Below are 22,006 nucleotides of genomic sequence, written 5' to 3' on the forward strand. Positions count from 1 at the left end.
GCCTCAGCTGCCGGCGGACTGGGTGGGTGAGTGCAGCAGTTCCAGCTTCTTGCCCTCGCCCAGGAACATGTGCACCCCGCAGGGCAGGCACGGGTCGAAGCTGCGCACCGTGCGCATGATGTCGATGCCCTTGAAGTGCTCCCGGTCGTTCTCCTCGAAGATCGGCTGTCCCTGCACCGCGTCCTCGTAGGGCCCGGGGGTGCCGAAGGAGTCGCGTGGGCTCGCGTTCCAGGGGGTCGGCGGGTAGGGGTGGTAGTTGGCGATCTTGCCGTCCCGGATCACCATGTGGTGGCTCAGCACGCCGCGCACCGCCTCGGTGAAGCCGCAGCCGACACCGTCGGCGGGAACCTCGAACTTCTCCCAGGTCTTGGTCCGGCCGGCCCGGATCTCGACCAGCGCCTTCTCCGCGAAGTGCAGGGCGCAGGCGGCCGCGTACGCCTGGAAGTAGGTCCGGGCCCGGTTGCGCTCGATCGTGTTGCTCCACTGCGGGATCTTCCACTCGAACTCCACCGGGCCCTTGAGCGCGGTCTTCGGCAGGTTGATCTGCACGCTGTGGCCGGTGGACTTGACGTAACCGATGTCGACCAGCCCGGCCAGCGCCGTGGCCCACAGCCGTGCCAACGGGCCGCCGCCGGTGTCCAGGGCCAGGTAGTCCTTGCCGTCGAACCAGCGTGGCGACATGACCCAGCTGTACTTGTTGTCCAGGTCCCGCTTCTGCGGCTCGGGATTGGTGTGCTGGTTCCACGGGTGCCGCCGGTCGACCGGATTGCCGAGCGGGTCGTTCTTCACGAACATCTCCTGGTCCTCCCAGTCGTCGTAGTACGACGAGCCGAGCAGGATCCGGATGCCGAGGTTGATCTCGACCAGGTCGGTGGTGACCAACTTGCCGTCGACGACCACGCCGGGGGTGACGTACATCTTGCGTCCCCAGTCGGTCATGTCCTTGTACTCGAAGTTGCAGTGCTCGGGGTCCTGGAACGACCCCCAGCAGGCGAGCAGGATCCGCCGGTTCCCTACCTGCTCGTAGCCGGGCAGGGCCTCGTAGAAGAAGTCGAAGAGATCGTCGTGCATCGGCACGACCTTCTTCATGAACTCGACGTAGCGCTGCAGCCGGGTGATGTAGTCGGTCATCAGCTGGATCGTCGCGACTGTGCCCACACCACCGGGATAGAGCGTGGAGGGGTGGACGTGGCGCCCTTCCATCAGGCAGAACATCTCCCGCGCCAGGCGGCTGACCTGCAGCGCCTCGCGGTAGAACTCGCCGGTGAACGGGTTCAGCGAGCGCATGATGTCGCCGATGGTCTTGTATCCGTGGGCGTCGGCATGCGGCGACTCGGTCCGGTTGGCCTTCTCCAGCACCCCCGGATTGGTCTCGGCGACCATTTTCTCGCAGTAGTCGACCCCGACCAGGTTCTCCTGGAAGATGTTGTGGTCGAACATGTACTCGGCGGCCTCGCCGAGGTTGACGATCCACTCGCCGAGGTGCGGCGGCTTCACCCCGTACGCCATGTTCTGCGCGTAGCAGGAGCAGGTGGCGTGGTTGTCCCCGCAGATGCCGCAGATCCGGCTGGTGATGAAGTGCGCGTCCCTGGGGTCCTTGCCCTTCATGAAGATCGAGTAGCCGCGGAAGATCGAACTCGTACTGTGGCATTCGGCGACGATCTTCTGGTTGAAGTCGATCTTCGTGTAGATCCCCAGGCTCCCGACGATGCGCGTGATGGGATCCCACGCCATCTCGACGAGTCCGTCCTTGCCTTGGCTCATGCTGCTGGGCTTCGGGACTGTCGACGTCATCGCGCCGCCGCCTTCTCGTCGGGGGTCGGATTACCGGGTGCGGGGGTCACCACGTGCGGGTGGCGCCGGTGGAAAGGGTCCTGCCGGGCTTGCGCCACTTGGGCTCTCGGTCGAGCGTGCGCGTGGTGATGCTCCGCAGCCTGCGCATCGTCGACCCGTAAGGGCCCACTGCGTTCGTGGAGAGCTTGCCGCCAGGTGGCTCGTCCATGAACGGCATGAACTTGTCGGGGAAGCCGGGCATCGTGCAGCCGATACAGATCCCGCCGACGTTCGGGCAGCCGCCGATGCCGTTCATCCAGCCGCGTTTGGGAACGTTGCACTTCACCGTCGGGCCCCAGCAGCCCAGCTTCACGATGCACTTGGGCGAGCCGTACTCGGTGGCGAAGTCGGCCTGCTCGTAATAGCCGGCGCGGTCACAGCCCTCGTGCACGGTCTGCCCGAACAGCCAGGTCGGTCGCAAGGCGTCGTCGAGGGGAATCATCGGGGCCTGGCCGGTGGCCATGTAGAGCATGTAGGTCAACGTCTCGGACAGGTTGTCGGGCTGGATGGGGCAGCCGGGCACGCACACGATCGGGATGCCGGCCTTGGATTTCCAGTCCCAGCCCAGGTAGTCCGGCACGCCCATGGCCCCCGTCGGGTTGCCCGCCATGGCGTGGATCCCGCCGTAGGTTGCGCAGGTGCCGGCCGCCACGATCGCGGTCGCCTTCGGGGCCAGGCGGTCCAGCCACTCGCTCGTCGTCATCGGCTGGCCGGTGGCGGGATTGTTGCCGAACCCGCACCAGTAGCCCTCGTCGTGCAGCTTCTCGTTGGGAATCGAACCCTCGACGACGAGAACGAACGGCTCGAGTTCGCCGCGGTCGGCCTTGAAGAACCATTCGAGGAAGTCGTCGGCGCCCCCGTTGGGGCCGCACTCGAAGTCGATCAACGGCCAGTGCATGGCGATCTGCGGCAGACCGGGCAATGCGCCCAGCGCGATCTCTTCGATGCTGGGCTGAGTGGCGGCGGTCAGGGACACCGAGTCCCCGTCGCAGCTGAGACCTGCGTTGATCCACAGCACGTGGATGAGGGTCTCTTCGGCCTTCTGGGCTTCAGCTGTGGGCATCGACGCCACACTTCCCGTGGGGCCGGAGCGCCCGGACCCGCACGCTGCGTTGTTGCGGGGGACGAGATCTTCGTCTCTCTTGCGCAACCAGAGTCCTATCTAGGCCTTCCGCTCACCGCCCTGTCAAGAGAGGAGGCCGCGCGAAGCGTCACAGCGCGTTCAGCCAGTCGTACCAGGCACCGAGGCCGGACCCGTCGCGTACCGACAACGGAAGGACCGTCAGGGTCGGCTTGAGCCGGCGGGCATCGCGTGCGCACCGGTCCACGTCGAAGTCCACGTAGGGCAGGAGGTCGGTCTTGTTCACGACGACCAGATCAGCGGCGGCGAACATGTGCGGATACTTCAGCGGCTTGTCGTCGCCCTCCGTCACCGAGATGATCACGACCTTTGCACGCTCCCCGAGGTCGAAGAGCGCGGGGCAGACCAGATTTCCGACGTTCTCGAGAAAGACGAGACTGTCCGGCTTCGGGTCGAGTGCGCGAAGACCTCGTTCGATCATGGTCGCGTCGAGATGACATCCGGATCCGGTGTTGATCTGGATCGCCCGCGCGCCCGCGTCGCGGATTCGCTGCGCATCGAAGGTGGTCTCCTGGTCACCTTCGATCACGCTGATCTCACGCCCGACCCGGGCGCCTTTGAGGGTGCGCTCGAGCAGCGAGGTCTTGCCCGCGCCCGGCGAGCTCATCAGGTTCAGCGCGACGATGCCCCGCTCGGCCAGCCAGCTGCGGTTGTGCCCGGCCAGGTGGTCGTTCTTGGCCAACAGAGCGGTCTCGATGTCGACCGTCCTCGAGCGCGGCTCGTGCACAGGTGGGTGCCCGTGCTCGGTCGAAACACCGTGCCGGTGCCCGTCGGCCAGCCCCTCCACGCGGACGTCGGACTCTCCACAGCCACATGTGCCGCACACGCTCGACCACCTCTCCCGGCCGGCACCACGCCGGCGATCAGCTCGGCAACGCTCAGGCCAGCACGACCGACGCGACCGCCAGTTCCCGGCCGGCCAGCACCTCGACGTCGGCACTGCCGCAGTCGCACAGCAGGAGGAGGTCGGCGAGCACGAACTCTCGGCCGCAGGTGCGGCACCGGCCGCGTCCCTCCGGCTGGTCGAACTCGAGGACGGCGCCGTCGAGCGACGTCCCAGCGGTGACCAGCCCGAAGCAGAAAGCCATCGCGTCGGGCACGACGCCGGCCAGCCGGCCCACCCGGAGCCGGACGCTCGCCACCCGCGCACTCCCGGTGCGCTCGGTGACGGCGTCCACCACGCTCTGGGTGATCGTGAGCTCGTGCATCGCACTCCTGCCCGTACGGAGCGCGAACGCTACGCCGGACGGCCTCCCGGGTGAAGGGCCCGCTGGGGCAGGATGGGCAGCCCCGTCCGCTCAGCGAGGAGAGACGATGTCCGCGCCCATGTCCACGTTCCAGCCAGCGAATCCCGAAAGCGTCTTCACCTACGGCGCCCCGCACCTGAAGTTCGGCGTGGGCGCCGCCGACGAGATCGGCTACGACCTCGCCCAGACCGGGGCGAAGCGGGTGCTCGTCGTCACCGACCCCGGGGTCGCGGCCACCGGCCACCCGCAGCGGGTCGCCGACCAGATGACCCAGTTCGGCATCGACGCGCACGTCTTCGACGGCGCCCACGTCGAGCCGACCGACGAGAGCCTGCAGTTCGCCGTCGACTGGGCCCGGGAACACGGCCCCTGGGACGCGATCGTCGCGGTCGGCGGTGGGACGAGCATCGACACCGCCAAGGCGGTGAACCTGATGACGACGAACCCCGGCGAGCTGATGGACTACGTCAACAAGCCGGTCGGTGGGGGGAAAGCCCCCGTCAACCCACTGCACCCGCTCGTCGCCGTCCCCACCACGACGGGCACCGGCGCGGAGAGCACCACGATCTGCGTGCTCGACGTCCTGTCGCAGAAGGTGAAGACCGGGATCAGCCACGTCCGTCTCCGGCCCACGCTCGCCGTCATCGACCCCTCGCTGACCCGCACCCAGCCGGCCGGGGTGACCGCCGCAGCCGGCATGGACATCCTCTGCCACGCGCTGGAGAGCTACACCGCGCGGCCGTACACGACCTACGAGCACAAGAAGCCCGAGGAGCGGGTGCCCTACTGCGGCGCCAATCCGATCGCCGACATGTGGTCGGAGAAGGCGATGAGCCTGCTGGCGGAGTCCTTCCGCCGCGCGGTGCACCACGGGGACGACGACGAGGCGCGGGCCAAGATGGCGATGGCCGCGACCTTCGCCGGCATGGGCTTCGGCAACGCGGGGGTGCACATCCCGCACGCCAACGCTTACCCGATCGCCGGCCGGGTGAAGGACTTCAACCCCAAGGACTACCCGGCCGACCACCCGATGATCCCGCACGGCATGTCGGTGGCCCTCACCGCGCCGGAGGCCTTCCGGTTCACCTTCGACGCCTCCGCCGACCGGCACCGCCGTGCGGCCCAGTTGCTCGACCCGCGCGCCGAGGAGCCGAACGACCCCGCGGAGTACCTGCCGGCGGTGCTGTCGTCGCTGATGCGCGACATCGGCATCCCCGGGGGGATCGGCGCGGTGGGCTACGACGAGGGCGACATCGGCGACCTGGTCGAGGGCACGCTCAAGCAGCAGCGGCTGCTGGCCACGGCACCCAAGGAGGTCACCGCCGACGACCTCGAGGGCATCTTCCGCCGGTCGATCACCCTGTGGTGACCCGCGCGGCCAACTCGGAGGTGGCGGACGCCGAGCTGCTGGCCGGTCTGCACCGGGCGGGGGTCGCCGACGTCGACGGCTCCGGGCTGGCGCGGGCGCTGTACTCCAGCGACGCCTCGCTCTACCGCGTGCTGCCCCGGGCGGTCGTCCGCCCCCGGCACGCCGACGAGATCGTCGCGACCCTTGCGGTCTGCCGGGAGCTCGGCGTGCCGCTGACCGCCCGCGGGGCCGGCACGTCGATCGCCGGCAACGCGGTCGGCCCCGGCGTCGTGTTCGACACCAGCCGGCACCTGTCCCGGATCCGGTCGATCGACCCGGAGACCCGGACGGCGGTGGTCGACCCCGGCGTCGTCCAGGCCGCACTGCAGGCCGCCGCCCGGCCGCACGGGCTCCGCTTCGGCCCCGACCCCAGCACGCACAACCGCTGCACGATCGGCGGGATGATCGGCAACAACGCCTGCGGCTCGCGGGCGCTGGGCTACGGGCGGACGTCGGACAACGTCGCCGCGCTGGACGTCGTCACCGGCGCCGGCGCACAGCTGCAGCTGGCCAGCGCCGCCGCCGGCGCACTGCCCGACCCGCTGCAGGCGCTCGTCGACGCGCACCTGTCGACCATCCGCACCGAGCTCGGGCGCTTCGGCCGGCAGGTCTCCGGCTACGCGCTCGAGCACCTGCTGCCCGAGCGCGGCGGCGACCTCACCCGGGCGCTCGTAGGCAGCGAGGGCACCCTCGCCCTCACCCTGGGCGCCACCGTGCGGCTGGTGCCCGAGCCGGCCGTGCGCGCGCTCGTCGTCCTCGGCTACCCCTCGATGCCCGACGCGGCCGACCAGACCCCGGCCCTGCTCGCCTACTCCCCCACCGCCGTGGAGGGGCTGGACTCGCGCATCGTCCAGCGCCTGCGCGACGTGCCCGCCGCCGTCGTCCCCGACCTGCCGCGCGGCGAGGGCTGGCTGATCGTCGAGCTCACCGGCGACGACGCCGGCGAGGTGGCCGACCGCGCCCGGCGGATGGTCGCCGGCGCCGGGGCCGTCGACTCCCTGGTGGTGGCCGACCCGGCCGAGGCAGCGGCCATCTGGCGGATCCGGGAGGACGGCGCCGGCCTGGCCGCCCGGACCAGCGACGGGCATCCGGCGCACGCCGGCTGGGAGGACGCCGCCGTTCCGGTGGAGCAGCTGGGCGCCTACCTTCGCGACTTCGACGCGCTGCTCACCGAGCACGACCTGCAGGGGCTGCCCTACGGGCACTTCGGCGACGGCTGCGTGCACGTCCGCATCGACTTCCCGTTCGGCCAGCAGCACGAGGACGGCGGCCGGCCGCGGTACCGCGCGTTCATCACCGACGCCGCCCGGCTGGTGGCCCGCTACGGCGGGTCGGTGTCCGGGGAGCACGGCGACGGCCGGGCCCGCAGCGAGCTGCTGCCGCACATGTACTCCCCCGCCGTTATCGCGCTGTTCGAGCAGGTCAAGGGCGTCCTGGACCCCGGCGACGTGCTCAACCCCGGTGTCCTGGTCCGCCCCGCACCCTTCGACGCCGACGTCCGGGTCGCCGAGGTCGGCCCCCGGCGGCAGCACCTGGCGCTGGCCTACCGGCACGACGGCGGGGATCTCACTGCCGCGGTGCACCGGTGCACCGGAGTCGGGAAGTGCCGGGCCGACCTGACCGCCACCGGCGGCGTGATGTGCCCGTCGTACCCGGCCACCCGGGAGGAGAAGGACAGCACCCGGGGCCGCGCCCGGGTGCTGCAGGAGATGCTCGCCCCCGGTGGGCCGGTGCACGACTGGCGCTCCCCCGAGGTGCACGCCGCCCTCGACCTGTGCCTGTCCTGCAAGGGCTGTTCCCGCGACTGCCCCACCGGCGTGGACATGGCCGCCTACAAGACCGAGGTGCTGCACCAGTCCTACCGGCGGCACCTTCGGCCGCGGCCGCACTACGCGCTCGGCCAGCTGCCCCGCTGGGCCGACCTGGCCGCCCGCGCGCCCCGGTTGGTGAACGCGCTCATGGGCTCCCGGCCCGGCGGTGCGCTGGCGAAATGGGCCGCCGGTGTCGACCAGCGACGTGACCTGCCGGCTTTCGCCGCGCACACGTTCCGCGCGGGGTGGACGCCGCGAACCGATGACGACCGGCCGCCGGTGGCGCTGTGGGTGGACTCGTTCACCGACCACTTCGCCCCCGAGGTCGCCGTCGCAGCCGTCACGGTGCTGGAGTCGGCCGGCTACCGGGTCGAGGTGCCCCCGGCGGACACCTGCTGTGCGCTGACCTGGATCACCACCGGCCAGCTCGACGCCGCGAAGCGCATCCTGCGCGGCACGATCTCCACCCTCGCCGGCTACGCCGACGCCGGGATGCCGATCGTGGGTGTCGAGCCGTCGTGCACCGCCGTGCTGCGCGGTGAGGCCGCCGAGCTGGTCGACGACCCGGCAACCGTGCGGGTCGCCCGGGCCACCCGCACGCTGGCCGAGCTGCTGACGGAGACCCCCGGCTGGGCGCCGCCGTCCCTGGCCGGGGTCGAGGTGGTCGCCCAGCCGCACTGCCACCACCACTCCGTGCTGGGCTGGAGCACAGACGAACGGCTGCTGCGCCGGGCGGGTGCCACGGTCACCCGGGTCGGCGGATGCTGCGGGCTGGCCGGCAACTGGGGCGTCGAGCGTGGGCACCACGACGTGTCGGTCCGGATCGCCGAGCACGACCTGCTGCCCGCCGTCCGCGGCGCCGGCCCGGACGCCGTCGTCCTCGCTGACGGCTTCTCCTGCCGCACCCAGCTCGACCAGCTCGACGGCCGGACGGCGGTCCACCTGGCCCAGCTGCTGGCCGGCCTCCCGACCGCGCCGGCGGACTAGAGGAGGTCGGCCAGCAGCGCCGCGGCCCGGGCCGCCCCGTCGGTCTCCACCGGGCGGTAGGCCACCGACCGGGTGACCTCCTGCGCGATGACCTCGGCGAGCGCGTCGGGCTCGGCGGCCTGGGCGTAGTCCAGGCACCGCCCGGCCCCGTACCGGTCGAGCCGTTTGCGGACGTGGAAGGTCTGCTCGAAGTGCCGGCGCAGGGGCACGTAGACGAACGGCCTGCCCAGCGCGGTGAGCTCCATGCACGTCGTCAGGCCGCCCTGCACCACCGCGAGGTCGCAGGCGGCCAGGTGGCGGTAGAGGTCGGGCACGTACCCCAGCACCGCAACACCGGGGGTCCGGGGCAGCGACCGTGGGTCGATCCGCGGTCCGGTGACGACCACGAACCGCAGCTCCGGCACCCGACGCCGCACCAGCGGCACGGCGTCCAGCACCCGGTGCAGCAACGAGCCGCCCACCCCGGAGCCGCCCACGGTCACCAGGCACAGCGCCTCGCCCTCGCCCACCCCCAGGCCGCGACGGAGCCGGGCGGTCCCCGTCAGGGCCGCCGGGTCGAAGCCGGTCACGTATCCGGAGAAGTCGAAGTTCTGCTCGGTCCACTCCCGGATCGAGGGCAGCCCCGGACCGAAGCAGTCCTCGACGACGTCCTCGGGGTTGCCCACGAACACCGAGCGGTCCCGCACCCGCCGGAAGCGGGCCCGCTGCTCAAGCATCTCCGCGTTGAGGTCGGCGGTCAGCGCCGCCTCCCGCGCCCCGCCCTCGGGCATCGGCAACCAGCCGACGAAGTCCGTCATCCAGGCGAAGGCGAACCGCTTGAGCTCCGGGTTCTCGTGCAGGAAGTAGTCGACCTCCCACGCCTCGTCGCCCACGACGAGGTCGTAGTCGCCGTCCCGGACGACGTCGGCGAAGACCATGAAATTGTTCACCAGGATCTCGTCCATCCGGCGGATGGCCTGGAAGGCGTGCAGGTCGTGCTCGCCCGACTCGTGCTCCATGTGGCCCGACTCGTTCGCCAGCTCGGCGGACGCCGGGTGGATGCGCTCGCCCCGGTCGGCGAGCACCCGGGTGACCGGGTGCTGGGCGAGCCAGTCGATCTCCAGGTCGGGCTGCAGGAGGCGGAGCTCGGTGGCGATGGCGGTGTCGCGCTGGGCATGGCCCAGCCCGATCGGTGAGGAGAGGTACAGCGCCCGGCGCCTGCGCCGGGCCGCCCGGACCCACGTCGCCTGCTCCGTCGGGGGGCAGACCCGGTCGACGAACTCGCTGATCAGGTGGTTGATCCGCACCGGGTCACGGGCCGGTGGGCCGTGGCCGGCGCCGTCCAGGAGCACCAGCGAACCGCCGGTCAGCTCGGCCAGCATCTCCCCCACCTCCGGGCTGCGAACCCGGTCCCCCGTCCCGTGGACGACGGTCACCAGGCACCTGACGAGCCGGCACAACGGCTCCAGCGGCTCGCAGACCGCCCCGTCGCACCCCAGCCGGCCGGCCGTGGTGTCGGCCAGGGTGGCCGGGGAGATCTCCCGGCCCCAGCCGACGCAGTCCTCGACCTGCTTGGTCGAGTGCGGCTCGCTGAACATCTGGCCGAAGAAGAACTGCAGGAAGCCGTCGTAGTCACCATCGAGCCAGACGTGCTTGTTGTAGCTCGCCCACCCCTCGTGCCCGTCGAGCCTGGCGTTCCACGGCTGCAGGTCCCGGCCCGGCGTCCGTACCGGCAATCCGCAGGACGGCGCGATGGCGAACAGGCCGAGCATCCGGTCCGGCGCGGACGCGGCCACGTGCACCGACCACGCGGCGCCGCAGGAGAGCGAGACGAGCACCGCCCGGTCGGTGGCGGTCGCGTCCAGGACGGCGAGGGCGTCGGCCGCGTACTCGCCGTCGGTGTACGCGGCCGCCCCCGCCGGCCGGTCCGAGCGGCCGCTGCCCCGGCCGTCGAAGGTGACCACCCGGTACCAGCGGGCCAGGTGGCCGACCTGGGCCTTCCAGAACCGCGAGGACACGATCGACCACGTCGGCATCAGCAGCACGGTCGGGTGGTGGCCCTCGCCGAACACCTCGTAGGCCAGCCGGACGCCGTCCCGCTCGACGACGCCCTGGACGTCGGGCTCCCGTGCCCGAGCGACCTGGCCCACGCGGGCAGTCTGCTCCCTCCACGGCCCTGGTCGGACCCGATCGGCTCCCGTCACGGACGGACCTCGAGGACGTTGTTGAAGGGGGTCGCGGTCGCGGCACGGAACCGGCTGAACCCCCCGGCGGTGACGACGTCCTTGATCCGGGCCGGCCCGGCCTGCGTGCCCAGCGCCAGGCCGACGTCCTGGGACAGGGACGCGGGGGTGCACAGCAGCGTCGAGAAGCCGTAGTAGGCCCGGCCGACGGGGTTGAGGTTGTCCTCCACCCGGTCGCCCGCCATCGGCTCGACGATCATCCAGGTGCCGTCGTCGGCGATCGCCTCCCTGACGTGCCGCGCCGCCCCGACCGGGTCGCCCATGTCATGCAGGCAGTCGAACATGGTGACCAGGTCGTAACCGCTGCCGGAGAAACTGGCGGCGGGTGCGATCTCGAAGCGGACCCGGTCGCCCACGCCGGCCTCCGCGGCCCGGGACCGGGCGATCTCGATCGACCCGGCGTGGTAGTCCGAGCCGGTGAACGTCGAGCGCGGGAAGTGCCGGGCCATCAGGATGGTCGAGGCGCCGTGGCCACAGCCCACGTCGGCGACGGCCGCGCCCCGCTCGAGCTTGGCGACGACGCCGTCCAGGGCGGGGAGCCACTCGCTGGTCAGGTGTGCGTTGTACATCGTGCGGAAGAACCGCTCGCAGCCGACGTGCACGTCGCTGTTGTGTGCGTGCCACCCGATCCCGTCGCCGTTCCGCGCCGCCTCGATGACCCCGGCGGCGTCCCGCACCGTGCCGGCGGCGATCTGGAAGAACCCGGGCAGGTAGGCCGGGCTGCTCTCGTCGACCAGCGCGGAGGCGTGCTCCGCCGGCAGGGTGTACCGGCGGGTCACCGGGTCGTGCTCGACGTAGCCGCCGGCCGCCTGGGCGGCGAGCCACTCGCGCGCGTAGTGCTCGCTCGTGGCGGTCCGCTCCGCCAGCTCCGACGGGGTGATGCCGGCGCCGTCGGCCATCGCGCGGTAGTAGCCCAGGGCGTCGCCCATCACGACCAGCGCCGTGTTCAGCGTCGCGCCGACCTCGTCCACCGCGCGGAAGACGAAGGCCATCAGCTTGTCCGGGTCGACCGGCCGGGAGGCCGGCCGGGTCTGCGGCTGGGTCACCGGCTGGACGGTGGCGGTGGGTTGCTCGGTGGCGGTCATGACGGGCCCCTCTCGGGCGGTGGTGCGGTCGCCGTCGACCCTGGCCGCGCACGGGGTGTCGTCGCATCAGGGGACCCCCCTGGTCCGTCCCTACACTCGGCGGATGCTGGTCGGTCGCGCTCGCGAGCGCCAGGTGATCGAGGGCCTGGTGACCGCCGCGCGGGTCGGGCGGAGCGCCGTGCTCGTGCTCACCGGTGAGGCGGGCATCGGCAAGAGCGCACTGCTCGGCCACGCCGCGTCCTGCACCACCGGCATGCGGCTGCTGCGGGCCACCGGCGCCGAGTCGGAGTCCGAGGTGCCCTTCGGTGGGCTGCTGCAGCTGCTGCGGCCCCTGTTGTCACACCTCGACGCGATCCCGGCCCCGCAGGCCGATGCGCTGGCCGCGGCCCTGGCCCTGCGGCCCGGGACGGGCGGCGACCGGTTCGCGGTCGGCGCCGCGACCCTGAGCCTGTTGAGCAGGTCCGCCCAGGACGACCCGCTCGCCGTCCTGGTCGACGACGCGCACCTGCTCGACGAGCCCTCCGCGCAGGCACTGGTCTTCGCGGCCCGGCGGCTGACCGCCGACCCGGTGCTGCTCGTGGCCGCCGTCCGGGACGGGCACCCCTGCCCCATGACCGCGGCCGACCTGCCGGTGCTGCACGTCGAGGGCCTGTCCCCCGGGGCCTCCGGCGAGCTCGTCACCGCGACCGGCCGTCGGCTGGCCGATCGCGTCGCCGCGCGCCTGTACGAGGTCACCGGGGGCAACCCGCTGGCCCTGCTCGAACTCGCCGACGACGTCGAGGGCGTCGACGCCCTGCCGCCGGGTGCCCCCCTGCCGGTGTCCGCCTCGCTGGCGCGCGCGTTCGCGCGACGCGCCGACCGGCTGTCGGCACCGGCGCGCACCGCGCTGCTGGTCGCCGCCACCAGCGGCGGCGACCCCGGACTCACCGCCCGGGCCTGCCGGCTGCTCGGCGTCGAGGGCACGCCCCTCGACGAGGCCGAGACCGCCGACCTCGTCCGCGTGGACGCCGACGTCCTCACCTTCCGCCACGGCCTGGTCCGCTCCGCCGTCTACGCCGAGGCGTCCCCGGCAGAGCGTCGCGCGGTGCACCGCGCCCTGGCCGACGCCCTCCCCGAGGCCGACGTCGACCGCCGGGCGTGGCACCTCGGTGCGGCGGCGCACGGGCCCGACGAGGAGACCGCCCGGCTCCTGGACGCCGCGGCGACCCGGGCGCGGGACCGCAGCGCGCACGCGGTCGCGGCCGGGGCCTTCGAGCGCGCTGCCCGGCTGAGCCCGGACCTCGCCGATCGCACCCGCCGGCTGGTGTCGGCCGCGGCGTCCGCCTGGCAGGCCGGGACGGGGAAGCGGGCGAACACCCTGCTGGCCGAGTCGTCCGGTCTGCCCCAGCCGTCGGCTCTCCGGGTGCGGGCAGCCGGCCTCCGGGGCGCCATCGCCTCCCGGACCGGGTCGGTCGAGGACGCCCGGGACGTGCTGATGGCCGCGGGCACCGAGAGCGCCGACGCCGCGCCGGACACGGCGGTCCTGCTCTTCGCCGACGCGATCCTGGCCTGCTTCTTCCTCGCCGACACCGCCACGGTGGCCGACGCCTCGGCCCGCATCGACCGGCTGGTCGAACGCGTCGGGACCGACTCCGCGCGGTGGGTGGCCGCGATGGCCGGTGGCGTGGCCGGCGTGCTCACCGGCGCGGGCGGGCCCGAGCGGATGCGCTCCGCCGTCCGGCAGGTCACGCCCGGCGGACTGTTGCTGACCGACCCGCGGCTGGCGCCCTGGCTGGTCATCGGCCCGCTGTTCCTGCGGGAGAGCGGCACCGGCCGGGAACTGGTCGAGACCGTCGTGGCGGACCTCCGTCGCCGCAGCGACATCGGCGGACTGCCGTTCCTGCTGTTCCAGGTCGCCCGGGACCAGGCGACCAGGGACCGCTGGGACGTCGCCGAGGTCAACTACACCGAGGGCATTCAGCTGGCCCGGGAGGCGGGGCACACCACGGACCTGGTGGCCTGCCTGGCCGGCCTTACCTGGCTCGAGGCCCGCCAGGGGCGCGCGGTGGTGTGCCGTGAGCACGCCGCCGAGACGATGCGGCTCGCCGGATCGCGGCACCTGGCGCTGTTCCACGCGTGGTCCCTGTTCGCTCTCGGAGAGCTGGAGCTCGGCACCGGGCGGGTCGCGGACGCGATCAGTCACCTCGAGCGACTCGACCGGCTGCTCGGCGACCTCCGGCTCGTCGACGTGGACCTCTCCCCCGCCCCGGAACTGGTCGAGGCGTTCGTCCACGCCGGTCGCGCCGACGCGGCCGGCGACCTGGCCGACCGCTATTCCGCCCGGGCCCGGGCCAAGGGGCAGCCCTGGGCACTGGCCCGGGCGGCCCGGGCGGTGGCGCTGACGTGCCCCGCGCCGGCCATGGACGAGCAGTTCGCGCTGGCCCTGGCTTCCCACCGGCAGACGCTGGACGTCTTCGAGCTGGCCCGGACACAGCTGGCCCACGGTGCGCGGCTGCGCCGCGCCCGCCGCCGCACCGATGCGCGCGCACCACTGCGCGCCGCTCTGGCGACGTTCGAGTCGCTGGGCGCCGCCCCGTGGGCGGACCAGGCGGCGGTGGAACTGCGGGCCACCGGCGAGACCGCGCACCGCCGCACGGCCAGCGCGCTCGACCAGCTGACCCCCCAGGAGCTGCAGATCGGCACGATGCTGGCGGACGGGCGCACGACCAGGGAGGCGGCGACGGCGCTCTTCCTGAGCCCGAAGACCGTCGAGTACCACCTCCGGCACGTCTACCTGAAGCTCGGCGTGGCGTCCCGGGCGGAGCTGTCGGGCCGGCTCGCCGGTCCGGGAGCCGACGCGGCCGGCTGACGTGCGCCGCCAGGCCGGTCAGGCGGTCATCGCGAATGCGCCGAGGGCCTGCGGCACGTCGTCCACCACCACGGCATCGACTCCGGCGTCGACCAGCATCCGGGCCGGCTCCAGCTCGGGGCACCACACCATCACCTCACGGCCCGCGCCGTGGACCAGGGACAGCATGCGCGCCACCGCGGGCACGTCGACCTGCCCGGTGGCCCGGTCCACCCCGAGGGAGCCCACGTGCAACCCGAGGGCGTCGATGTCCAGGTGTGCGCACCCGGCCACGGCCATCTCCAGCGGGAACCGGTGCCAGGTCAGCCAGGCGAGGCCGACCTGCGGTGCCTCGTGGCGGATCCAGGAGAGCGCGGCCGGGTCGAAGGAGGAGACCACCACCGGCCGCCGGGTGGCCTCGTCGGCGACCACCGGGCTGAGCACGCCCGCCGTCGTGCGGTCCGACGGACGGGAGCCGTCGTCCATGGAGGACTTCAGGTCCACGTCCACCCCGACGTGCGCCGGCAGTTCCGCGAACAGGTCGGCCAGGCGCAGGGTCCCCCGCTCGTCGGTCTCGGCCCCGGAGAGGTCGGCCACGCGGACGCCGTCGGCGTAGGTGGGGTCGTGAGCCACGACGAGGGTGTCGTCCGCGGTCCGCCGGACGTCCACCTCCAGCCACGACATCCCCAGCCCGACCGCGCTGGTGAACGACCCCAGCGTGTTCTCCCGGTGCCCATCGACGACCCCGCGGCCGAGGCCGCGGTGCCCGATGACCGCTGGCTCGAACCCGAAGAGGCCTGGTGCCGATGGGTCGCCGTGCTCGAGCGTGGCCACGGGACCCAACCTAGACCCGGCGGGGCCGGTCAGCCCGCGGTCAGCCCCCCATGGGGGACATCCCGTGCACGGGGCCGTCGCCGGGGACGGTCAGCGCCGGGACCGCCTCTGGGGCGGCGAGCAGGAGCACCCCGAGGACGAGGAGGACCGCCGCCGTCCCGTACGTCGCGACCCGCCGCCAGGGGACGGTCTTCTCGACGGCGATCAGCCCGGCCACCACTGCCATCCAGGGCACGCTCATGACCCCCAGCGCGAAGAGCGCGGCCATCAGCGCCCAGCAGCACCCGACGCACCAGGCGCCGTTCCTGGTTCCCATCCGGAACGCTCCCACCCGCCCGTCGCGCCAGGAGCTGAGCAGCGACCCGAGTGGGCTGCGGCACCGGCCGAGGCAGACGTCCTTGAACGGGCTCAGCTCGTAGCCGGCCGCGACCAGCAGCGTGGCCCCGGCCACCGACCGGCCCGCGCGGTCCCAGGCGAGCACGTCCCCGGGGATGCGGGCTGCGGCCACGGCGATCGCGAAGGCCAGCACACCGGCGCCGGCCCACGTGACCAGGTAGCCCGCGGCGAACAGCAGCGGCGAGAGCGGGGACCGCTGCCTGGTCAGGCGGGAGTAGAGAGCGACCGTCGGTGCCACGGACGGGAACATCATCGCGGCCATCATCGCGACCCAGACCCCGAGGAACCAGCCGAACGCCCCGAGGCCGGTCCACGGCCCGGCGTCCATGCCGCGCATCCGGTCGACCGTCCACCACCAGCCGACGCCGGCCAGGGCGAACAGCAGCGCGACGAGGCCGAGGCGGACCCGAACCGCGGCGAGGGCCGGGGCCGGACCGCCGCCGGTACGTCCCCGCGCCGGAGCGCTCATCCGCTCAGGCGGACCAGGCGAACTCGGACGTCGACAGGCTGCTCCTGCCCTCGTACTCGATGCCGAAGGCGTTGATCCGCGAGCGCCGCGCCTCGGCCATGGTCAGATCGGATGCGACCGGGTGGAACCCGCCGGCGAAGCGGACCGGCGTCCCCGACTCGACCCCCCAGGGCACGATGTCCTCGATCTCGAAGTCGATCGCGTCCCCGACCCGGACGCTGTGCCGCAGCCCGTCGTCGCTGACCTCGATCGCCGCGCGCTCGACCCCGAGCACCTCACCGACGAGCGGGGCGAGCGCTCCCATCGGGCCGCCGAGCTGCCCACCGAAGAGCTGGGTGAGCTTGTCGAACTGCTCGTCGGTGGACTGGTCGTCGATGAACACCCCGAGCCGCCAGTTGCCGTCGGTCATGACCTTCGGCGTGTCGATCACCGCCGCCACCCGGCGCCCGGCGATGTCGGTGCCCTCGATCTCCCCCGTTCGGATGGAGAACACGAGCGTCGCCCGGCAGAAGTCATAGGTGGCGCCGTGGTCGAAGGACAGGCTGCACGGGCACATCAGCTCGCAGGAACAGGTTTCGACGTAGCTTCCGGTCAGGCTCCACGCCATCGCTGGCTCCCTCCGAGAGGCGCCGATCTCCACCCGTCGGGACGTGCGGGTCAACCGATTGCCGGACGGCTAGCCGCACGGGCGACGAACTGGCGGTCGACACCACTGCCCGGCGCGCGATCATGGGGCCTGGCTACATGGGCAGCACACAGGCGCAGTAGCACGATGTGGCACAGACCACCCGTGCAGAGCCGCACCCCTGGAGAAGTTCCGTGCACCGTCCCCGCTCCGTCACCCTGACCCTCGCGCTGGCCGGCGTCCTCGCCCTCGGCGCCTGCGGCAGCCCGAGCTCGTCGTCGTCCTCTGGCGGAGGCGGTGGCGGTGGCGACGCGGCCGGCGACAGCACGCCCGTGCAGGTCGGTCTCGTCTACTCGAAGTCCGGCCCGCTGGCCACCTACGGCGCCCAGTACCTGCAGGGCTTCCAGGCCGGGCTGGACTACGCCACCGACGGCACCGGCGAGGTCGACGGCCGCCCGATCGAGGTCATCGAGCGCGACGACGCCGGCGATCCGGCCAAGGCCGTCGCCGAGGCCACCGACCTGATCGGTCAGGGTGTGCAGATCCTCGGTGGCTCCACATCCTCCGGCGTGGCCACGCAGGTCGCGCCGCTGGCCGAGCAGAACGACGTGCTGTTCGTCTCCGGCCCGGCCGCCACCGACGCGATCACCGGTATCAACGGCAACACCTTCCGCTCCGGCCGGCAGACCTACCAGGACATCCTCACCGCGCAGTCCTTCATCGGCGATCCCGCGGGCAAGAGCGTCCTGGTCTACGCCCAGGACAGCGCGTTCGGCCAGGCGAACGTCGCCGCGGTCACCGCCGTGCTCGGTGGCGCGGGAGCCACCGTCACCCCGCTGCTCGTCCCGGCCAGCGCCACCGACCTCACGCCGTTCGCCGTCCAGGCCCGCGACGCCGGCGCCGATCTGACTTTCGTGGCGTGGGCCGGAGAGACTGCGCCGGCGATGTGGCAGGCCATGGGCCAGCAGGGCGTCTTCGATGCGACCACCGTGGTCAGCGGACTGGACCTGCGGGCTTCCTACCCGACCTACGGCGACCAGGCCACGCAGCTGAACTTCCTGTCCCACTTCTTCGCCGAGGCCGTGGACAACGAGGTCAGCCAGGCCATGGCCGAGCGGGTCGAGGCAGCCGGCGGCACGGTCGACATATTCACCCCCGACGGCTTCACCGCCGCGCAGATGATCGTGCACGCCATCTCCGAGGGCGGGGACGACGTCAACGCGATGATCGACTCCCTCGAGGGCTGGACCTTCGACGGCGTCAAGGGTGAGCTGACCGTCCGCGCCGAGGACCACGCGCTGCTGCAGCCGATGTTCCAGGCCACGCTCGAGGACCAGGGCGGCACGCTGGGCCCGGTCCTGGTCGACACCCTCGACCCGGAGCAGACCGCCCCGCCGGTCACCAAGCCCTGAGCGATTCCGCGTGACGACCCAGACCGAACCGGGTCCGCCCCGCCCCGCGCCGTCCGGCGGGGGCGGGCCGGTGCTCCGGGTCGCCGGCCTCACCTGCGCGATCGGCGGGGCGGTCATCGTCTCCGACGTCTCCTTCGACGTCGCCCCGGGTGAGTTCATCGCCGTCATCGGGCCGAACGGCGCCGGCAAGACGTCGCTGTTCAACCTGCTGTCTGGGCTTATGCCGGCCACCGGCGGCACGGTGACCCTCGCCGGGCACGACGTCACGACCGCCTCCCCCGCCACCCGCGCGCGGCGGGGGCTGGGCCGCACCTTCCAGTCCTCCTCGGTGTTCGCCGGGCTGTCGGTCGCCGAGAACGTGCGGCTCGCTGCCCAGGCCCGGCTCGGCGGCAGCCTCCGATTCTGGCAGCGGGTCCGACCGGACGACGAGGCCCAGCAGGTCGCCACCCGCTCGCTGGAGCGGGTCGGGCTCGCCGCCCGCAGCCGGGACCTCGCCGGGTCCCTGTCCCACGGCGACAAGCGGAAGCTCGAACTGGCCATCCTGCTGGCCACCGACCCGGCTGTCGTGCTGCTCGACGAGCCGATGGCGGGGGTCAGCATCGAGGACGTCGCCGGCCTCACCGAGGTCATCGGCGCCGTGCACCGGGAGGAGGGCAAGACCGTGCTCATGGTCGAGCACCACATGGACGTGCTGCTCGGGCTGGCCGACCGGGTCGCGGTGATGCACCACGGCTCGCTGCTGGCACTGGACACCCCGGCCCGGGTGACTGCCGACCCCGCCGTCCAGGAGGCGTACCTGGGGGACGCCCTGTGAGCACGACTGAGCCGACCGCCGCCCAGCGTCCGGTGGTGCTCCAGCTGACCGACGTGCACGTCCGGCTGTCCGGCAGCCACATCCTGCAGGGCGTCGATCTCACCGTCCGGCGCGGCGGGGTCACCGCGCTGCTGGGCCGCAACGGCGCCGGCAAGACGACCACCGTCAAGTCGGTGCTCGGGCTGGTACCGGCCGCCGGCACCATCGAGCTCACCGACGCCGCGGGCCGGGTGCACCGGCTCACCGGCCGGCGCACCCACGAGGTGGTCCGGCTCGGCGTCGGCTACGCACCGGAGGACCGGGAGGTTTTCGGCGGGCTCACCGTGGCGGAGAACCTGGCGCTCGCCGAGCGCCGCGGCTCGGCCCACCACCCCGACCGGGTCTACGAGCTGTTCCCCGAGCTCCAGCAGCGCAGCCGCCAGCTGGCCGGGACGCTGTCCGGCGGCCAGCAGCAGATGGTCGCGATCGGACGACTGCTGCTCAACGACAACCAGGTGCTGCTGGTCGACGAACCGACCAAGGGACTTGCCCCGCTGCTGGTCACCGAGGTCGCCGAGGTGTTGGCCCGCGCGGCCGAGGAGGTCACCGTGCTCCTGGTGGAGCAGAACCTGTCGGTGGTGCGGCGGATGGCCATCGACGCCGCCGTCGTCGACAACGGACGGGTGGTCTGGACCGGCTCGGCCTCCGAGCTGCTCGCCGACGCAGACCGCACCAGGGAGCTTCTCGGGGTCGCCACCAGCGCGCCGCTCGATGAATCGCGAAGCCATTCGTCGAGCGGGGCCGAAGGCCGCACTCGGGAGGATTTGCCCGCACGGCGCAGCCGTTCCGCTCCGGCACCGGAGGTGGGTGGATGAGCACCATCGTGCTGCTGACCGTCACGGGGCTGGGTCTGGCGGCGCTGTACTTTTTGGTGGCCTCAGGCCTGAGCTTGATCTTCGGCCTGATGGGCGTGCTCAATTTCGCGCACGGCGCGTTCCTGACCGTCGGTGCCTACGGCACGTGGTGGGCGGCGGGGCACCTGCCCGGTGCCGGGTCCACCGGCTGGAGCTTCGTGCTCGCCGTCGTCTTCGGCGTCGCGGTCGGGACGGCGGTGGCCGCGCTGGTCGAGCTGGCCCTGATCCGCCCGCTCTACGAACGGCACATCGAGCAGGTGCTCGTCACCGTCGGCCTGTCGCTGGCGATGGTGGCGCTGGTCCGGGCCATCTGGGGCGCCGACGCGCGCCCATTCCCCCGGCCGGAGTGGGCACAGCGGACGACGTCCCTGCTGGGCGCGAACGTGCCCAACGACCGGTTCCTGCTGATCGGCACCGCCGTGGTCGTGCTGGTCGCGGTGCTGGTGCTGCTGCGCTCCACCCGGATCGGCCTGGTCATCCGGGCCGGGGTGGAGAACCGCACGATGGTCACCGCGCTGGGCATCGACGTCCGCAAGGCCTTCACCCTCGTCTTCGCCGTCGGCGGGGCGTTCGCTGCGCTGGCCGGCTCACTGGGCGGGGTCTACCTGGGCTCCATCTCCCCCGGCCAGGGCACCTCGCTGCTGATCTTCGCCTTCATCGTGGTCGTCATCGGCGGGATGAGCTCGATCACCGGCACGGCGGTCGCCGCGGTGCTGGTCGGGCTGGTGCAGCAGTACGCCAACTACTACGCGGCCAGCGGGGTGGGCGACCTGTCGGTCGTGCTGCTGCTGGCCGTCGTCCTGCTGACCCGGCCCAGCGGCCTGAGTGCGAAGGTGGCCTGAGATGCGGTCGGTCCCGATCGGGCGGTTCGCACCGCTCGTCATCCTGGTGGTCCTCGCGGTGCTGCCGTACTCCACCCTGCAGGTGCCCGTCCTGTTCGACGGGCTGCTCAACAGCCCTGGCACGCTGCAGCTGCTCGCGCTCTGCCTGTTGTTCGGCGGGCTGGCGCTCTCCTACGACCTGCTGTTCGGGTTCACCGGGTTGCTGTCGTTCGGGCACGCGCTCTACTTCGCCGGCGGCACCTACGTGGCCAACCTCGCGCTCACCGAGCTCGGCTGGGGCCTGGGCGCGGCGCTGCTGCTCACCACCGCCGTCGGCACCGTGCTGCCGCTGCTGGTCGGTTCGGTCGCGCTGCGGGTCTCCGGGATCGCCTTCTCGATGGTCACCCTGGCCACCGCGCAGGTCGGCTCCATCCTGGTGCTCCAGGACCCGGGCGGGTACACCGGCGGCGAGGAGGGCCTGGCGCTGGACCGCGGGCAGGTCCCCGACGCCTTCGTCGGCGTGTTCAACACCGTCAACCTGTACTGGCTCGCACTGGTCTACCTGACGGTGGTCTACGTCGTGGTCAGCTGGGTGACCCGCTCGCGGGCCGGCCGGGTGTGGCAGGCCATCCGGGAGAACGAGCGCCGGGTCGAGGTGCTGGGCCTGCGGCCCTACACCTTCAAGCTGCTGGTGTTCGTTCTCGCCGGGCTCCTCGCCGCCCTGGGCGGTGTCGTGCACCTGCTGGTGCTCGGCGGGTCCACCCCCCGGACGACGACCTCGGAGTTCACCCTCAGCCTGCTGGTCATGGTGGTGCTGGGCGGGGCGGGCAGCCGGTGGGGGGCGGTGCTGGGCGGGGTGCTCTACACCTATCTGGACAGCCGGCTCACCGACCTGGCCTCCTCCCCCGCCGTCCAGGACCTGCCCGAGTGGCTGCGGGTCCCGCTCAGCGAGCCGTTGTTCCTGCTCGGGTCGCTGTTCGTCGTCGTGGTGTTCTTCGTGCCCGGAGGCATCGCCGGGCTGGTGGACCGGCTGCGTTCCCGGCGCCGCCGGGGCGAGGACGACGGGCCGGCCCCGGGCCGGGTGGTCGAGCAGCTGAAGGACCGGGTCGGCGCCGGGATGAGCGGCCCGCGCGACGGCATCTGACCCCCGCACATCGAGCCGGCCCCCGGGGCAGAAATGG

17 protein-coding genes are annotated in these 22,006 nt (G+C 72.6%); 8 read left to right on the top strand and 9 right to left on the bottom strand.

The features are described 5' to 3' along the window. Nucleotides 1-3: 3 nt before the first annotated feature. The 4 genes from BLW04_RS08400 to BLW04_RS08415 all read right to left on the bottom strand — a co-directional run bounded on the left by BLW04_RS08400 (nt 4) and on the right by BLW04_RS08415 (nt 4,182). Nucleotides 4-1,794: a nickel-dependent hydrogenase large subunit gene (locus BLW04_RS08400; RefSeq protein WP_091538540.1), complete on the bottom strand. Its 1,791-nt coding sequence runs from the start codon at nt 1,792-1,794 to the stop codon at nt 4-6. A gap of 46 nt (nt 1,795-1,840) precedes the next feature. Continuing rightward, complete coding sequence (locus BLW04_RS08405) at nt 1,841-2,851, bottom strand: NADH-quinone oxidoreductase subunit B family protein (RefSeq protein WP_254781182.1); 1,011 nt, start codon at nt 2,849-2,851, stop codon at nt 1,841-1,843. Between the two features lie 193 nt (nt 2,852-3,044). After that, complete coding sequence (gene hypB / locus BLW04_RS08410) at nt 3,045-3,761, bottom strand: hydrogenase nickel incorporation protein HypB (RefSeq protein WP_254781183.1); 717 nt, start codon at nt 3,759-3,761, stop codon at nt 3,045-3,047. Nucleotides 3,762-3,852: 91 nt separating this feature from the next. Next, nucleotides 3,853-4,182 (bottom strand): hydrogenase maturation nickel metallochaperone HypA/HybF, encoded by a 330-nt coding sequence (locus BLW04_RS08415; protein WP_091538546.1) that lies wholly within the window; start codon nt 4,180-4,182, stop codon nt 3,853-3,855. A 106-nt stretch (nt 4,183-4,288) separates the two neighbouring features. On the opposite strand from BLW04_RS08415, the gene BLW04_RS08420 reads away from it, so the two are divergent. Beyond that, nucleotides 4,289-5,590: a hydroxyacid-oxoacid transhydrogenase gene (locus BLW04_RS08420; protein ID WP_254781184.1), complete on the top strand. Its 1,302-nt coding sequence runs from the start codon at nt 4,289-4,291 to the stop codon at nt 5,588-5,590. Next, the gene (locus BLW04_RS08425) at nt 5,587-8,427 is read left to right on the top strand and encodes an FAD-binding and (Fe-S)-binding domain-containing protein (protein WP_217630920.1); all 2,841 of its coding nucleotides are present in this window, start codon (nt 5,587-5,589) and stop codon (nt 8,425-8,427) included. The genes BLW04_RS08420 and BLW04_RS08425 overlap by 4 nt, the downstream gene beginning before the upstream one ends. Here the strand turns inward: BLW04_RS08425 and BLW04_RS08430 are convergent. Together BLW04_RS08430 and BLW04_RS08435 are read right to left on the bottom strand one after the other, a co-directional pair. Further along, nucleotides 8,424-10,556, bottom strand: coding sequence for an alpha/beta hydrolase (locus tag BLW04_RS08430; RefSeq protein ID WP_091538552.1), 2,133 nt, complete (start codon nt 10,554-10,556; stop codon nt 8,424-8,426). The genes BLW04_RS08425 and BLW04_RS08430 overlap by 4 nt on opposite strands. Before the next feature lie 50 nt (nt 10,557-10,606). Next, on the bottom strand, nt 10,607-11,734 hold the full coding sequence (locus tag BLW04_RS08435; RefSeq protein ID WP_091538555.1) for a class I SAM-dependent methyltransferase: 1,128 nt from the start codon (nt 11,732-11,734) through the stop codon (nt 10,607-10,609). 103 nt (nt 11,735-11,837) lie between these two features. Here BLW04_RS08435 and BLW04_RS08440 point away from each other — a divergent pair, with 103 nt between their 5' ends. Further along, the gene (locus BLW04_RS08440) at nt 11,838-14,582 is read left to right on the top strand and encodes an ATP-binding protein (protein ID WP_091538709.1); all 2,745 of its coding nucleotides are present in this window, start codon (nt 11,838-11,840) and stop codon (nt 14,580-14,582) included. Nucleotides 14,583-14,600: 18 nt separating this feature from the next. On the opposite strand, the gene BLW04_RS08445 is transcribed toward BLW04_RS08440, so the two are convergent. The 3 genes from BLW04_RS08445 to BLW04_RS08455 are packed head-to-tail and all read right to left on the bottom strand — an operon-like array spanning nt 14,601 to nt 16,867. Beyond that, nucleotides 14,601-15,395 (bottom strand): glycerophosphodiester phosphodiesterase, encoded by a 795-nt coding sequence (locus BLW04_RS08445; protein WP_175483959.1) that lies wholly within the window; start codon nt 15,393-15,395, stop codon nt 14,601-14,603. A gap of 40 nt (nt 15,396-15,435) precedes the next feature. After that, nucleotides 15,436-16,260 carry a DUF2182 domain-containing protein gene (locus BLW04_RS08450; protein ID WP_091538562.1) on the bottom strand — a complete coding sequence of 275 codons (825 nt, stop codon included), beginning with the start codon at nt 16,258-16,260 and terminating at the stop codon, nt 15,436-15,438. Nucleotides 16,261-16,264: 4 nt separating this feature from the next. Beyond that, nucleotides 16,265-16,867 (bottom strand): DUF1326 domain-containing protein, encoded by a 603-nt coding sequence (locus tag BLW04_RS08455; RefSeq protein ID WP_091538565.1) that lies wholly within the window; start codon nt 16,865-16,867, stop codon nt 16,265-16,267. Between the two features lie 212 nt (nt 16,868-17,079). On the opposite strand from BLW04_RS08455, the gene BLW04_RS08460 reads away from it, so the two are divergent. Genes BLW04_RS08460 through BLW04_RS08480 form a run of 5 tightly spaced genes read left to right on the top strand, consistent with a single transcriptional unit; the run spans nt 17,080 to nt 21,969 of the window. Next, nucleotides 17,080-18,297 carry a substrate-binding domain-containing protein gene (locus BLW04_RS08460; protein ID WP_091538568.1) on the top strand — a complete coding sequence of 406 codons (1,218 nt, stop codon included), beginning with the start codon at nt 17,080-17,082 and terminating at the stop codon, nt 18,295-18,297. A gap of 10 nt (nt 18,298-18,307) precedes the next feature. Continuing rightward, the gene (locus BLW04_RS08465) at nt 18,308-19,111 is read left to right on the top strand and encodes an ABC transporter ATP-binding protein (protein ID WP_175483960.1); all 804 of its coding nucleotides are present in this window, start codon (nt 18,308-18,310) and stop codon (nt 19,109-19,111) included. Beyond that, a complete protein-coding gene (locus BLW04_RS08470; RefSeq protein WP_217630921.1) occupies nt 19,108-19,965 on the top strand; it encodes an ABC transporter ATP-binding protein in 858 nt (285 codons plus the stop codon). Before BLW04_RS08465 ends, BLW04_RS08470 begins: the two co-directional genes overlap by 4 nt. Beyond that, a complete protein-coding gene (locus tag BLW04_RS08475) occupies nt 19,962-20,846 on the top strand; it encodes a branched-chain amino acid ABC transporter permease (protein ID WP_091538572.1) in 885 nt (294 codons plus the stop codon). The genes BLW04_RS08470 and BLW04_RS08475 overlap by 4 nt, the downstream gene beginning before the upstream one ends. A gap of 1 nt (nt 20,847) precedes the next feature. Beyond that, on the top strand, nt 20,848-21,969 hold the full coding sequence (locus BLW04_RS08480; RefSeq protein WP_139306777.1) for a branched-chain amino acid ABC transporter permease: 1,122 nt from the start codon (nt 20,848-20,850) through the stop codon (nt 21,967-21,969). Nucleotides 21,970-22,006 lie beyond the last annotated feature (37 nt).

Origin of the sequence: Modestobacter sp. DSM 44400 (assembly GCF_900107175.1) — a bacterium.
Lineage (GTDB): Bacteria > Actinomycetota > Actinomycetes > Mycobacteriales > Geodermatophilaceae > Modestobacter.